The sequence below is a fragment of the Neisseria perflava genome (assembly GCF_002863305.2).
Lineage (GTDB): Bacteria > Pseudomonadota > Gammaproteobacteria > Burkholderiales > Neisseriaceae > Neisseria > Neisseria perflava_A.
This window is the reverse complement of the sequence record NZ_CP136962.1, coordinates 1,025,379-1,039,343: the sequence shown is the minus strand read 5'-3', so window position 1 is coordinate 1,039,343 and position 13,965 is coordinate 1,025,379. Positions and strand designations below refer to the sequence as shown.

Below are 13,965 nucleotides of genomic sequence, written 5' to 3'. Positions count from 1 at the left end.
GGCCGTCTGAAACGTTTCAGACGGCCTGTTTCCCAAATTCAACTTATCTGAAAGGCTTTGCCGTGAATATCCAAATCAACAACATCACCGTCAGCAACGATGCGCCCTTTACCCTTTTCGGCGGCATCAATGTCCTTGAAGACCTTGACTCTACGCTGAAAGCCTGTGAGCAATACGTTAAAGTAACTAATAAACTCGGCATCCCTTACGTGTTCAAAGCCTCTTTCGACAAGGCAAACCGCTCTTCCATCCACTCTTTCCGCGGTGTGGGTTTGGACGAAGGTATGAAGATTTTTCAAGCGGTGAAACGCGAGTTTAACGTTCCCGTGATTACCGACGTTCACGAGCCTTACCAATGCCAACCGGTTGCCGAAGTCTGCGATGTCATCCAGCTGCCAGCCTTCTTGGCACGCCAAACCGATTTGGTGGTGGCAATGGCGAAAACCGGCAATGTCATCAACATCAAAAAGCCGCAATTCCTCAGCCCGTCTCAAATGAAAAACATTGTGGAGAAATTCCAAGAAGCAGGCAATGAGCAAATCATTTTGTGTGAACGCGGCGCAAATTTCGGCTACGACAATTTGGTGGTCGATATGCTCGGCTTTGGCGTGATGAAAAAAACGTGTCACAACCTGCCCGTTATTTTTGATGTAACCCATTCCCTGCAAACGCGCGAATCCGGCGCTGCTGCGTCAGGCGGCCGGCGCGCCCAAGTATTGGACTTGGCGCTTGCCGGTATGGCAACCCGATTGGCTGGTTTGTTCCTCGAATCTCATGCCAATCCCGACCAAGCCAAATGCGATGGCCCAAGCGCATTGCCGCTTGCGCAATTGGAAGATTTCCTGACCCGTGTTAAAGCAATCGATGAAACCGTGAAATCGTTTGCACCTATGGATATTCGTTAAGGGTCAATCAATTAAAAGGCCGTCTGAAAGCAGTTTCAGACGGCCTTTTTATTAGCGTTACTGTCCGCGTAAAAACAACGCATCCAATTCTTTTAAAGTCAGTTTGACCCAAGTCGGACGGCCGTGATTGCACTGGTTGCTACGTGGCGTATTTTCCATATCGCGCAGGAGTGCGTTCATTTCGGGCAGGGTAAGCTGGCGGCCGGCGCGGACTGAGCCGTGGCAGGACATGGTGGCGAGGATGTGGTTTTCGTGTTCCTTGATGGTTTCGCTGCTGCCGACTTGGGCGAGTTCTTCCAAAACATCTTTCGCCAGTGAAACGACGTCGGCTTTGCCGAGCATAGCGGGAACTGCACGGACGGCAAGGGTATTGCCGCCCATGTCAGACAATTCCAAGCCAAAGCCTGCCAGCGTTTCGGCATGATCTGCAAGGGCGGCGCATTCTTCGTGGGATGCGGCAAAGGTTACGGGAATGAGCAGGCGCTGGCTTTGCAGGTTGCCGTTTTCCTGACGTTGGCGTTTCATTTTCTCGTAGTTGACGCGTTCGGCGGCGGCGTGCATATCGATGAGCAACAGGCTGTCTTCTGCTTGGGCAAGGATGTAGATGCCTAGTAATTGGGCAATGGCAAAGCCGAGAGGCGGCAGTTCGGATTGGGAGGGAAGGCCGTCTGAAAACGGCGTATCTGTTTGGGGAGTAGGCGTTTCAGACGGTATATTGCCGAAACGTGCCTGCTCGAATTGGCTCAATTCAAGGTCGATATCGTCGGTTTTTTTGTAGAGCTCGGCATAAGTATTCATTGCCGCGCGACTTTCGCGCAGGGATAGGCTGCGTTGTTGCGGCGTGCGCGCGGCTTGGTAAGGCATGGGCGCGGTTTTGCCTGATGGACCAAAGGCATTGCGTGTATCGGGTTTGTTGCCTGTTGGGTAGTTGGATGCGCTATCAAACAGATTTTCGCTGTTGTTTTCAGACGGCATTGGTGCAGGAGTAACGCCGGTAATGTCATGCAACACTTCGCCTGCATTGCTGACGCTTTCGGTCAGGTCGGCGCGTGTGTCAGCAAGGGCTTTGTTGAGTGTGTGGAACACGAGTTGGTGCACCTGCTGGCTGTCGCGGAAGCGAATTTCGGTTTTGGTCGGGTGGACGTTGACATCTACGGCTTCGGGCGGCAGGTCGAGAAAGAGGACGAAAGCAGGCGTCAGTGCGTTGTGCAATACGTCGCGGTATGCCTGTTTGACAGCATGGAGCATGACTTTATCGCGGACAAAACGATGGTTGACGAAGCAATATTGTTTGTCGGTTTTGCCTTTGGCGAAAGTTGGCTTGGCAATCGCTCCATAGAGCCGTAGCGCGCCATTGCTGCTGTCAATTTCTAATGAGGCCGTCTGAAAATCATCGCCGACAATGGCGGCAATCCGTTCATGCAGGCTTTGGGCAGGAAGTTTGAACACTTGTTTGCCGTCGCGTTTGAGCGAGAAGGCGATGTGCGGATGCGCCAGCGCGAGGCGTTCGAGCATGGTGGCGCAGTGAGCGTATTCGGTGTTTTCGGATTTGAGGAACTTGCGCCGCGCGGGGGTATTGAAGAAGAGTTCGGCGGCTTCGATGGTGGTGCCGACGGGGTGGGCGGCAGCGGTGGGGCTGCTGAGTTTGCCGTCTTCGGCTTTGACTTGGGTTGCGTGCGAACTGTCTTCTTGACGGCTGGTCAGGGTCAGGCGACTGACGGAGGCGATACTGGCCAAACCTTCGCCGCGAAAGCCCATGCTGGCAACGTGTTCCAAATCGTTTAAGGTTTTGATTTTGCTGGTGGCATGGCGGTGTAGTGCAAGCTCGATGTCGTCCGGATGGATACCGCCGCCGTTGTCGCTGACGCGGATGAGGCGGATGCCGCCGCCGGCCAGCTCGACATCAATCGCCGTTGCGCCTGCATCGATACTGTTTTCAACGATTTCTTTCAAGGCGTTGGCAGGGCGTTCGACCACTTCGCCGGCGGCGATTTGGTTGACAAGATGGTCGGGCAGGGCGGCAATTCGGGACATCGGTTTCTTTCAAAAAAAGCAACAGCGGAAGGGGAAATTACAGGTATTTGCGCATCAATTCGCATTCGACACGGACGGTTTTGTTCAGCTGCAACACGGCAGTACCGAGCGACTCGTAACGGTTGAGGCGATAAAAAGGTACGGAATTGAGCGAGGCATACAGTTTGAGAAAGCTGAGGCCCGCATTTCGTGCCATTTCTTCGGCGCGGCTGAGCAGGGCCGTGCCCAAGCCGAGATTGTGGAAGAGCGGATGGACGTATAAGGCGTCCAGTTGCGCTTCTTTGAAATCGACTTGGAAGAAGCCTTGAATCAGCCCTTTGTATTCGACCACCCACAAGGCTTTGTTTTTATCGGAGATGGTTTCCAAATAGCTGTTGATGTCGAGCAGACTTTCCCATGTGTGCATAATGGTTTCATTGTAACTGCGGATGCAGGCATATTGAACGGCATGCAGATGGGCATTGTGTATGTCTTGGCAGTCTTTTTCGGTTGCCGGACGGAGGATGGTCAGAAGGCTCATGGCGGATGGTCGGAAAAATTGATTTCAGACGGCCTTTGGCAATCAAAGGCCGTCTGAAAAAAGTGGGTAAGGTTACAGGCTTTGATGTAAGGCTTGGGCAGTTTGGAACGCGTTGTCCGCATCGTTGGCCAAGACGGTAAAGTGGCCCATTTTTCGGGCTTTACGCGCGGCTTTTTTACCGTATAGATGCAGATGTGCATTCGGGTTGCTTTGCAACGGCAGCCATTCGGGTTCGCCGCCGTCTTCCTTCCAAACGTCGCCCAAAATATTCGCCATACAGCAAGAGCTCAGCAATTTGGTGTCAGCCGGAGGCAGGTTGCACATCAGGCGGACCTGTTGCTGGAATTGGTCTGTCGCGCAGGCATCGATGGTATGGTGGCCGGAATTGTGCGGACGCGGCGCGATTTCGTTGACGACCAATTCATGTGTATCGCCGACAACAAACATTTCTACTGCCAATACGCCGACGTAGTTCAATTCATCGGCCAAACGCTGCGCCATCTGCCGCGCCTGTTGCTGCACGTCGGCACTCAGTCGCGCAGGGACGATGGAGTAGGCGAGGATGCCGTTTTCGTGAATATTTTCGGCAGGGTCGAAAGTTTGCACGTTGTCATTGTTCAGACGGCATACGATAACGGAAATCTCGCCGCGCAAGTCCACCATTTTTTCTAAAACGCAATCCACGCCACCGTGTTCGGCAAATGCGGCTTTGAGTTCATCCAATGTTTTTACGCGGATTTGACCTTTGCCGTCGTAGCCCAAAGTGGCAGTTTTCAAGATGCCGGGCAGAAATTGTACGCTTTCTTCAGTGATGTCTTCGGCTTTGCAAACCGCTTGATACGGTGCGGTTTGCAGGCCTGCTTTGCGTATCCATGCCTTTTCCTGAATGCGGTTTTGCGCGATGGCAACGCAGTCGCCGCTGGGGGAAACATTGGTGTGTTTGGCGAGAAAACGCATCGCATCGGCATTGACGTTTTCAAACTCGGTCGTAACAGCCGCGCATTTTGCCAATTCTTCCAAAGCGGCCGGATCATCAAACGGCGCGCACAAATGGCGGTCGGCAAATTCCGCTGCCGGCGCGTTCGGGTCGGGATCGAGTACGGTTACTTTGTAGCCCATGGTTTTGGCAGCAACAGTAAACATTCTGCCTAATTGTCCGCCGCCGAGGATGCCGAGCATGGCAGGAGGGAGGATGGGGGATGTGTTCATGGATAATCGCTTTATGAAGAAATTGGGTAGGGTGTTTGCAGGCCGTCTGAACATGGTTTACGGCTTCAGACGGCCTGATGTTTTAAAGTTTGCCGATAAATTGCGGCGGAACGTTTTCAGTTAACCATACGCCGTTGTCCGCCAAATAAAATTGATGTCCTGCCGCAAGCATGGAGACAGTGTCGATGGTCAATACAACCGGCTTGCCGTGGCGGGAGCCGACTTTAACGGCTGTTTCGGCATCGGCAGACAGATGGACAAAATGGCGCGAGGCAGAATGCAGACCTTGTTCCAAAATAGATGGAACAGAGTGCTCAGCCGTACCGTGATACAAAATCTGAGGAGGCGTCGCCACTTTGTGTTCGACCTGAACTTGTGCCGTCGAATGACCTTGCGCCGCGCGGATGCGTTTGCCGTCTTCTGATACGGTAAACCGTTTTTTATCGTTGTTTTCGACCACTTCCAACAATATTTCGTAGGTCAGCGGATTGCCCGTAAGGCCGCGCTCGGGATGGTTTGCCTGCGTCAGTAGGGTATCAATATCCACCCAGCCGTCTTTATCCAAAGTAATACCAATTTGCTCGGGATGATGGCGTAATATAAAGCTGAGGAATTTGCTGATGGATTTTAGTTGTTTTTCGTTGAGTATCATAATCTTATTGTTTAGTCATTTCAGAGCGCAGGCCGTCTGAAAATTATTTATCCAGCCCTTCTTGCACCATTTGCGCTGCGCGGATTACTGCCCGAGCTTTGTTTTGGGTTTCCTGCCATTCGGATGTCGGGTTGGAATCGGCAACTACGCCTGCGCCGCTTTGGACGAAGAGGGTATTGTTTTTAATCACGGCAGTGCGGATGGCAATGGCTAAGTCCATGTCGTTGTTGAAACTCCATACGCCGACTGCGCCGCCGTAGATGCCGCGTTTGCTCGGTTCGACTTCTTCGATGATCTCCATGGCGCGGACTTTGGGGGCACCGGAAAGTGTGCCTGCCGGGAAGGTTGCGGCGAGGATGTCCATATTGGTCATGCCCTCTTTCAGACGGCCTTCGACGTTGGAGACGATGTGCATTACATGAGAGTATTTTTCAATTACCATTTTGTCAGTGACTTTGACTTCGCCGGTTTTGCTGATGCGGCCGACGTCGTTGCGTCCTAAGTCAATCAACATGACGTGTTCGGCAATTTCTTTGGCATCACTCAGCAGGTCTTGTTCGTTGGCAAGGTCTTCGGCGGGTGTTTTACCGCGCAGGCGCGTGCCGGCGATAGGGCGGACGATGACGTCGTCACGTTCGCGGCGGACGAGGATTTCGGGCGAAGAGCCGACAATATGGAAATCGCCGAAATCGTAGTAGAACATATACGGCGATGGGTTCAGTGTACGCAGGGCGCGGTAGAGGGCAAGCGGATTGTCGGTAAATTCCATGCTCATGCGTTGGCTGGGGACAACCTGCATGCAGTCGCCTGCAAAGATGTAGTCTTTGATTTTGTTGACGCAGGTTTTGAAAGGTCCTTCGCCAAACTCGCTGACTGCTTGGGTTTGTTTGCTGCCGAGCGAAAGCGGGATGGCGCAACTTTGGCGCAACTGGGTACGGATGTCTTCAAGACGTTCGCGTGCGCGTTCGTAGCCGTCGGCTTGAGACGGATCGGCATAAACAATCAGGTAGATTTTGCCGCTTAGGTTATCCACTACCGCAAGCTCTTGCGAGAGCATCAGGAGGATGTCGGGCGTACCGAGCGGATCGGCTTTGGCCGTATGTTTCAGGCGGTGGGCAAAATGTTCAAAGTTGTAGATGGTTTCATAACCAAAGTAGCCGACCAGGCCGCCGGTAAAGCGTGGCAGGCTTGGGATTTCGGGCGTTTTGAAGCGGTTGTGGAAGGCTTCGATAAAGGGTAGGGGATTGCCGTCGTGTTGTTCGACGATTTCGCCGTTTTGATACACATCGACATGTTTGCCGCTGGTTTTGAGATAGTGGCTGCAAGGCAGGCCGATAAAGGAATAGCGGCCGAAGCGTTCGCCACCGACAACGGATTCGAGCAGGTAGGTGAAAGGCTTGTTGGCAAGTTTGAGGTAGATTGAGAGCGGTGTGTCCAAGTCGGCAAGCAGCTCTTGAACGAGTGGAATGCGGTTGTAACCTTGTGCGGCTTGGGCTTGGTATTCTTGTTTGCTGATCATCTTGATAAGTCTTTCAGACGGCCTGTTTTAGGGTGTTAAATCGTGTGAAGAGTATAGCATTTTATTGGAATTGTTGACAGTCTGAGCGTTATGTCAGATATGGAAAACGCCGTCTGAAAAAGACGGCGCGAGGTATTAGGCAATGGTGTTGGAGATTTTGTTTTTCCGGCTTCGTTTCCACTTGAAAATATAAGCGGCAACAACGGGAATCAGGGCGATAATGGATTTGAATGTCCAGCCTGAATACCATGTACCTTCGGGAACATCGCTGGCAAGCCAAGTGAAGTATGGCCACCAGCAGGCAACCAGGCTGCCGAGGAACAGCGGCCAAATATGACGGCTTAAGTTGCGTTGCCATAAAAGGAAACAGATGGCCGCCCAAACAAAAGTCAGTACGGTAATCAGGAGGATGGTGTAGGCATCTGAAATCAGGATGGCGGCAAAGTAGTAGCTGAGTCCGACCCATAATAGGGCAAGTATCAAGACGATGATTTCTTCCGGGCGTTTAAACATATTTTCTCTCTTTTATAAGACTGGCAATACGTTAATACTATACCCTAAACAAGAAGCGATGATAAGAGTCTTTCAGACGGTCTTGTAATCGGGTTTGCTATAATGTGCGCAATCAATTTTTTGGAAAGGACAAACCATGACGGCAAACTTTCAAGAAACGCTGAAGGCTTTGGGCAAACAGGTGAAAAAGGAAGCCGCGGAGCGGGAAGCCGAAGCGAAGGCTAAAAAGCTGGTAGAGGATGTAGATTTCAGCAAGGCGGTTGGCAAGGTTACGCCGTTGAAAAATGCCGGTAACTATTATGAACAGCCTCGCGATAAATCGCCTATCAAACCGCGACCTAAAGAAATGGCAACTTTGGAGCAGGAAGATTATTTTTATGTGGGTAGCGGCGGCTGGGAAGAGCCACCGGCTTCGTTCAGTAAAAACGGACAGGGTAAAAATGATTTGATGCGTTTGCGAAACGGCCATTATCCTGTTGTGGCTGATGTGGATTTGCATGGCTATACGCAGGAAGAAGCGCAGCAGGTATTGAACGAATTTATTGAATTTACGAAAAAACGCGGCGTTTGCGGCGAGATTGTCCACGGCAGCGGCTTGGGTTCTTCAGGCTATAAACCGGTTTTGAAAAATATGACGCGCCGTTGGTTGATGCAGCATCCTGATGTGTTGGCTTATGTCGAGCCTCGACAAGGCAATGATGGCGCTGTCAGGATTTTGTTGAAACGTCAACGCCGAGACGATGATTGGAAGCAGTAAAATAAAAAAAGCAGTGTCGATAAAATGACACTGCTTTTTTATGTTTGTCAGACTAAGAAGATTTCTTTTTGGAAACCGATTCGCAACCTTTGCCATTGATCATTGTAGTTTTGGAATCTTTGGCAGAGTCAATATCAGTACATTTGTAAGCATTGCCCAAACTATCCATCCAAACGGAAAGGGTATAGCCTGTTTTGATGGGTATGGCTTTCAAACGATAGGCCCGGCTTGTACTGGCATTAATCATTTCAGCAGAGTATTGGTATTTGTCTGCCAAATCTTTATGGCCTTTGTATGAGGAAATAAATGTACCTAATTCTTTTTCAATCCTTTTAGTTTCCCAATTTGGATTTTTAACCATCTTATTTTTAAAAGCAGAATTGATGGCGACTAACTCGGCATGCGCTTGTGATTGGTAGCCGCGTTCAATGTAGCGGTTGTAAGATGGAATGGCAATGACGCTCAGGATGGCTAAGATGGCGACGGCAATCATCATCTCAACCAGCGTAAAGCCTAGTTGTTTGGTAGAGGTGGTATTCATTATATTATTCGCTGGCAACGTAAGACTGAAGAACGACTTGGGTATTGTCATTCTTACCCCATGCTTTGGCAGTAACGCGGTAAATAGTACGTTTGTCGGCAGAGTTAGTGCCTAGATATTCGATGATGTAGCGCGGACTTTTTTTGATGCCGCTATTTTCACCTAGAGAATATTTTTTGCCGTTGACATCAATACATTTTTGGGGTTTTTTCTTCTTTTTTTCATCTTTTTCATCTTTTTCTATACATTCAGGGAGTATACGATTCCAAGCATCTCCTTCCAGTTTGTCGTTTTCTGGTTTTTCAAAGTTACCATCATATATAACTTCTGGAGTAGAGCATAAACCGTTTTTACAATCTTTGGTAAAAGTAGTCTTTTTACCTTCAATATCAAAAATTTGATTTTCACCTTCACGCAGTGCCGCTTCGGCCAGGGTGGTTGCCAGTTTGCGGTCGGCATCGTTAGTGCTGATGCGTTGTTCGGTATTGTAGGACTGAGTGGCTGTAACCACGAGCAGGGCGATAACGACCATCATCATTAAGACGATAAACAAAGCATAGCCCTGCTGCCGTTCGGGTTTGTTTAGAGTGATCGGTCGGCGCATACGTTTCCTCCGCGGATGGTGGCATTAATATTATAGATATCGACTTTATTGTCTTGTTCTTTTGATGGGTCAATACTGCCGTTATTCAGTACGATTTGGATAGAAGCCGGAGACTTAGCCTCAATTGAGGTATCCAATTGATCTGCATACTTAAAGGTTTCCGCATTTGCTCCACTTGCTGATGCATTTTCAGAATCAGGACATTCTGCATAGATATAATGAAGATCCATGCTTGTAATGCCTTTAATTAGCAGCTGTGGATTACTCCATGAGCCATTATCAGATAATTGGAAACGGAACAAACCGCTCTCTTCGCCAAGTTTACCGACAGCGTAGGCAATCATTTCATGTTTCATAATGGCGATACTGCCGTCTTGATCAGAGTTGGTAATTTTTAAAGCTGATTTTGCCGCAGCCAAATCTTTAATTTCTATGTGAGGTTTGGCAATACCGGAGCAGCTGCTGGCAATGGCAGTTTTTGCAGCAGAGTCCGCTTTGTCGATACCGTATTGGAACAGCAGGGCTTTGCCAGTTTGAACAAAGCCTGTATAGCTTAATTTATTGATTTCTTTAACCGGTAACAGCTTATTCACACCGGCTGTTTTCAATGTATATTCATCCGAGCTTTTGTCTTCTATCACTGCAGAGGCAGGAAAATTCGCCATATTGAAGCAGCCGAAATTACCTGCCATACGCGCATCGCGGACGATCATATTGGCGGCGTTGCGCAAATCTTGTTGGATACCGATACGGGCGTTGGCAGACTTGTTTAATCCGCGCGCAGTAAAGTAGGTGGAGCTGACAGCCATTAAGACGATCATGCTGAGCAGGCTGGCAACCAGAAATTCAAGGATGCTGAAGCCACGAATGGCGATTTTATTGGGAATATGGTTGAGTAAGCGTTTATTGTTCATTGTTAGTCTCTTACGCGTGATTGGTAGGTATAGACAACGTGATGCCCCGATGTATTGAGATTTTTTGCGCTATTTTCTTCTTCGACATCTTGCAACCATAAAACTTTCACGATGGTCGTGTCGCCTTTGCCATCGCATTTCGCGTTAAACCCATTTTCGTAAGTCGGCTCTGCACCGGAAGAATCTTTGCAGATGGTCGAGAAGACTTGGGCTTCGGGAAGGGCTTTGGCTAAATCAGCTTTAAACTGTGCAATTTGAGCCTGTGCAAGTTGGGCTTTGCTCATTTTGGCTTCAAATTTTGCAGTTTGTTTAGAGTCGGATTTTAGGTAGGCATCATAGGATTTTTTATAACGGGAGGTTTTTTCCCCTGCAGTATCGGTTTCTTCAGAGAGTGTCGGATTAATGAGCATGCCTTCAATTAGATTTTGTGTAATTTGGGCGACTGTGGTTTGATTTTCAGACTCGCGCACGCTGGATACGGTACGCAATTGAACAGCCAGAAGGGCAAGCACACCGATGGCAAGGACAAACATGGCAATCAAAACTTCAATCAGGGTCATACCTGATTGAAGTTTTGGAGTAAAGCTTGTTGAGCTTGTTTTCAGACGGCCTTTAAATGATCTGAGATGAGTAGGATTAGTAATGTTCATAAGATACCGTTGTTATTATTTGGAAGTGTATTCGCATATTTTGCGCTCATCGTTTTTAGCACAGATTTCGACATGCCCATTGCCATTGATTAAAAGTACGGTAGCACGGGCTTTCTTGGTTTCAGCATCGGCAGCAGATTTATCCGTTAGGCTGATTTTGATGTGGCCGTCTGAAAATTGATAATTTTTGCCATCAGTTGAATGACCAAATGTACCATTGGGAAGAAATCTCCACCAGACTTCTTTTGAAGCTGAGGCCGAGAGGGCAGAACGGTCATTGCCGATAGGGATATAGTTGAAGCTGTATTCCACTTTGTCGGTATCTCCATTAAGGATAATGGAGCGGATGGATAAATCAACTGTGTCGTTTTGATAGCGTAAGTCTTCGTTTTTATCGGCGTAGGACAACATACCATTACCGGCATATTTGGAATCGCAACCATTATTGGGTGAGCCATCGGATTTGATTTTGACCGGGCAGATGTAAACGGGAAGATTGAGTCGGACGGCCTCATTACGCGCGAAGCGCAGCAGATTTGCAATTTGCTCTGCTTGCGATGCCGCACGTCTGGAGGCAATCCATTGATTCATATTGGGAAGTGCGATGACTGCCATTACTGCTGCAATAGTAATGACGATCAGCAACTCAATTAGGGTGAAGCCTTTTTGTGTCTGATACATGAGTGATTTTTTAGTAGTAATGTGTTGGGTAACTGACGTTTTCTCTTTTGCACTTGCCTGTGGCAATGCTTTTGCTTTTATTAGATTTATTCTAAACGATTTTGTAATGCGTGACTAATGAAATATGAAATTCGGTTAGTTTTTCGGACAATCTGTCTCAATCTTCCATCAACATGGATTCTGGAATATAGGCAGCATTATCAAATTTGGTAAATTGACCCATCCAAGTGAGGAATACTTTCCCAACGGGACCGTTACGGTGTTTGCCGATAATACATTCCGCCAAGCCTTTTGCGGGTGAATCTGAGTTGTAGTATTCGTCGCGATACATGAACATAATCAAGTCGGCATCTTGTTCGATTGCGCCGGACTCACGCAAGTCGGACATCATCGGGCGTTTGTCGGTACGCTGCTCAACTGTACGGCTCAACTGCGACAGGGCAATGACGGGAACTTGCAATTCTTTAGCCAATGCTTTGAGGGAGCGCGAAATTTCGCCAAGCTCGGAAGCACGGTTGTCAGAGCGACCAGAACCTGACATCAATTGCAGGTAGTCGATAACGATCAACCCTAATTTGCCGTTGAACTGGCGTGCAAGACGACGGGCGCGGGCGCGGAGTTCGAGCGCAGTCAAACCCGGCGTTTCATCGATATACATGGGTGCATCGGAGAGTTTAACGACCGCTTCGTTCAGACGGCCCCAGTGTTCGTCTTGTAATCTGCCGGTTTTTAAAACGCTTTGATCCAAACGTCCGACTGAACCCAGCATACGCATGACCAACTGCGCACCGCCCATCTCCATAGAGAATACGGCGACAGGCAATTTGTTTTCTACGGCAACGTGTTCCGCAATATTGATCGAAAAGGCGGTTTTACCCATGGACGGACGACCTGCGACGATGATCAAATCGCCTGGTTGAAGACCTGATGTTTTTTTGTCGAGGTCGATAAAACCTGTCGATATGCCGGTTACTTCATCAGGATTGTCGCGCGAATAAAGCATATCGATGCGCTCGACCACTTCTTTCAGAAGGTCGGGCATCTCAAGGAAGCCTTGTTTGGATTTGGCGGTGCTTTCGGCGATTTGGAATACTTTGTTTTCTGCCTCGTCCAAAAGCTGGCCTGCATCGCGCCCTTGCGGATTGTATGCGCTGCGTGCAATTTCCGTGCCGACTTCGGCAAGCTGGCGCATGATGGAACGTTCGCGCACGATTTCGGCGTAGCGGCGGATATTGGCAGCAGATGGCGTATTTTGCGCCAGCGTAATCAGATAGTTGAATCCGCCTGCCGCTTCCAATTCTTCATTGCGTTCCAAACTTTCTTGGACGGTAATGACGTCGGCAGGACGGCTTTCATTAATCAGGTTGGCAATCGTACGAAAAATCAGGCGGTGTTCGTGGCGATAGAAATCCTCGCTGGAAACGACATCGGCAATACGGTCCCAAGCAGAATTTTCCAGCATCAGGCCGCCCAATACGGATTGCTCCGCTTCTGTGGAATGTGGCGGCAGTGACAATGCGCTGATTTCACGGTCTTCAGACGGCATATCGGAATAATTGCTCATGACGGGCATCTCTGGCTGGGAAATTGCAATCCACTATTATAGCGCAGTGTAAGTTCAATTGGTTTGTTTAGGCTAAAGCAGGTAAAATAGCAATGTTGTCGATTTGACAACACATACTACCAAAATATAAATATCAATAATTAGGAGCATAAAAATGGAACATAAGCTGCCACAACTGCCTTATGAACTGGACGCATTGTCCCCACATCTGACCAAAGAAACTTTGGAGTTCCACTACGGCAAACACCATCAAACCTACATCACCAATTTGAATAATCAAATCAAAGGCACTGAGTTTGAAGAAATGCCTTTGGAAGAAATCGTAAAAAAATCTTCCGGCGGTATGTTCAACAACGCTGCCCAAACTTGGAACCACACTTTCTACTGGCTGGGCTTTACCCCTAAAGGTCAAGGCAAACCTGCCGGTGAATTGGCTGCGGCCATCGACGCCAAATGGGGCAGCTTCGAGAAATTCCAAGAAGCGTTCAATGCCTGCGCGGCTGGTACTTTCGGTTCCGGTTGGGCATGGTTGGTAAAAACGCCTGCCGGTGAATTGGATCTGGTTTCTACTTCCAATGCAGGTACTCCGCTGACTACTGAAAATACTCCGCTGTTGACTTGTGATGTATGGGAACACGCCTACTACATCGACTACCGCAACAGCCGTCCTAACTACCTGAAAGGTTTTTGGGAAATCGTTAACTGGGATGAAGTTGCCAAACGCTTCGCCGCATAAAACGATATGAATGAAAAGGCCGTCTGAAAGATTTTCAGACGGCCTTTTTGTTGATATTGGATGAGGAAAATGGTTTGGATGAATGTTTTTTCTGTCTGATGCGCAAAATTATCATGGAGCGGACAAAAAGGAAAATGGGAGATTAATGTTACAATATTGTTAACAA

15 protein-coding genes are annotated in these 13,965 nt (G+C 48.8%); 3 read left to right on the top strand and 12 right to left on the bottom strand.

Going from position 1 to position 13,965, the window contains the following annotated elements; translation table 11 throughout:
• The first annotated feature begins 62 nt into the window (after positions 1-62).
• Entirely contained in the window at positions 63-905 is an 843-nt protein-coding gene (kdsA, locus tag CYJ98_RS04675) for a 3-deoxy-8-phosphooctulonate synthase (RefSeq protein ID WP_101755537.1), read from the top strand.
• Positions 906-962: 57 nt separating this feature from the next.
• Here the strand turns inward: kdsA and mutL are convergent, their stop codons facing one another.
• The 6 genes from mutL to CYJ98_RS04645 all read right to left on the bottom strand — a co-directional run bounded on the left by mutL (position 963) and on the right by CYJ98_RS04645 (position 7,352).
• Positions 963-2,939 carry a DNA mismatch repair endonuclease MutL gene (gene mutL / locus CYJ98_RS04670; RefSeq protein ID WP_101755536.1) on the bottom strand — a complete coding sequence of 659 codons (1,977 nt, stop codon included), beginning with the start codon at positions 2,937-2,939 and terminating at the stop codon, positions 963-965.
• 37 nt (positions 2,940-2,976) lie between these two features.
• On the bottom strand, positions 2,977-3,459 hold the full coding sequence (locus CYJ98_RS04665; RefSeq protein WP_101755535.1) for a GNAT family N-acetyltransferase: 483 nt from the start codon (positions 3,457-3,459) through the stop codon (positions 2,977-2,979).
• Between the two features lie 72 nt (positions 3,460-3,531).
• Complete coding sequence (locus CYJ98_RS04660) at positions 3,532-4,668, bottom strand: 5-(carboxyamino)imidazole ribonucleotide synthase (RefSeq protein ID WP_101755534.1); 1,137 nt, start codon at positions 4,666-4,668, stop codon at positions 3,532-3,534.
• A gap of 82 nt (positions 4,669-4,750) precedes the next feature.
• Positions 4,751-5,320, bottom strand: coding sequence for an RNA 2'-phosphotransferase (locus tag CYJ98_RS04655; RefSeq protein WP_101755533.1), 570 nt, complete (start codon positions 5,318-5,320; stop codon positions 4,751-4,753).
• Positions 5,321-5,363: 43 nt separating this feature from the next.
• Positions 5,364-6,839, bottom strand: coding sequence for an anthranilate synthase component I (gene trpE, locus CYJ98_RS04650; protein ID WP_101755532.1), 1,476 nt, complete (start codon positions 6,837-6,839; stop codon positions 5,364-5,366).
• Positions 6,840-6,974: 135 nt separating this feature from the next.
• Positions 6,975-7,352, bottom strand: coding sequence for a hypothetical protein (locus tag CYJ98_RS04645; protein WP_101755531.1), 378 nt, complete (start codon positions 7,350-7,352; stop codon positions 6,975-6,977).
• Between the two features lie 136 nt (positions 7,353-7,488).
• On the opposite strand from CYJ98_RS04645, the gene CYJ98_RS04640 reads away from it, so the two are divergent.
• Complete coding sequence (locus CYJ98_RS04640) at positions 7,489-8,109, top strand: Smr/MutS family protein (RefSeq protein WP_101755530.1); 621 nt, start codon at positions 7,489-7,491, stop codon at positions 8,107-8,109.
• A gap of 52 nt (positions 8,110-8,161) precedes the next feature.
• Here CYJ98_RS04640 and CYJ98_RS04635 read toward each other — a convergent pair whose 3' ends face one another.
• The 6 genes from CYJ98_RS04635 to dnaB all read right to left on the bottom strand — a co-directional run bounded on the left by CYJ98_RS04635 (position 8,162) and on the right by dnaB (position 13,063).
• Positions 8,162-8,650 (bottom strand): PilX family type IV pilin, encoded by a 489-nt coding sequence (locus CYJ98_RS04635; protein ID WP_101755529.1) that lies wholly within the window; start codon positions 8,648-8,650, stop codon positions 8,162-8,164.
• A 4-nt stretch (positions 8,651-8,654) separates the two neighbouring features.
• Positions 8,655-9,254 (bottom strand): pilus assembly PilX family protein, encoded by a 600-nt coding sequence (locus CYJ98_RS04630; RefSeq protein WP_101755528.1) that lies wholly within the window; start codon positions 9,252-9,254, stop codon positions 8,655-8,657.
• Entirely contained in the window at positions 9,233-10,168 is a 936-nt protein-coding gene (locus CYJ98_RS04625) for a PilW family protein (RefSeq protein ID WP_101755527.1), read from the bottom strand. Before CYJ98_RS04625 ends, CYJ98_RS04630 begins: the two co-directional genes overlap by 22 nt.
• 2 nt (positions 10,169-10,170) lie before the next feature.
• Positions 10,171-10,818, bottom strand: coding sequence for a type IV pilus modification protein PilV (pilV, locus tag CYJ98_RS04620; protein WP_180947862.1), 648 nt, complete (start codon positions 10,816-10,818; stop codon positions 10,171-10,173).
• 15 nt (positions 10,819-10,833) lie between these two features.
• Complete coding sequence (locus CYJ98_RS04615) at positions 10,834-11,499, bottom strand: pilus assembly FimT family protein (RefSeq protein ID WP_101755526.1); 666 nt, start codon at positions 11,497-11,499, stop codon at positions 10,834-10,836.
• Between the two features lie 157 nt (positions 11,500-11,656).
• A complete protein-coding gene (gene dnaB / locus CYJ98_RS04610) occupies positions 11,657-13,063 on the bottom strand; it encodes a replicative DNA helicase (protein ID WP_101755525.1) in 1,407 nt (468 codons plus the stop codon).
• Between the two features lie 154 nt (positions 13,064-13,217).
• Here dnaB and CYJ98_RS04605 point away from each other — a divergent pair, with 154 nt between their 5' ends.
• Entirely contained in the window at positions 13,218-13,799 is a 582-nt protein-coding gene (locus CYJ98_RS04605; RefSeq protein WP_003683473.1) for a superoxide dismutase, read from the top strand.
• Positions 13,800-13,965: the final 166 nt, after the last annotated feature.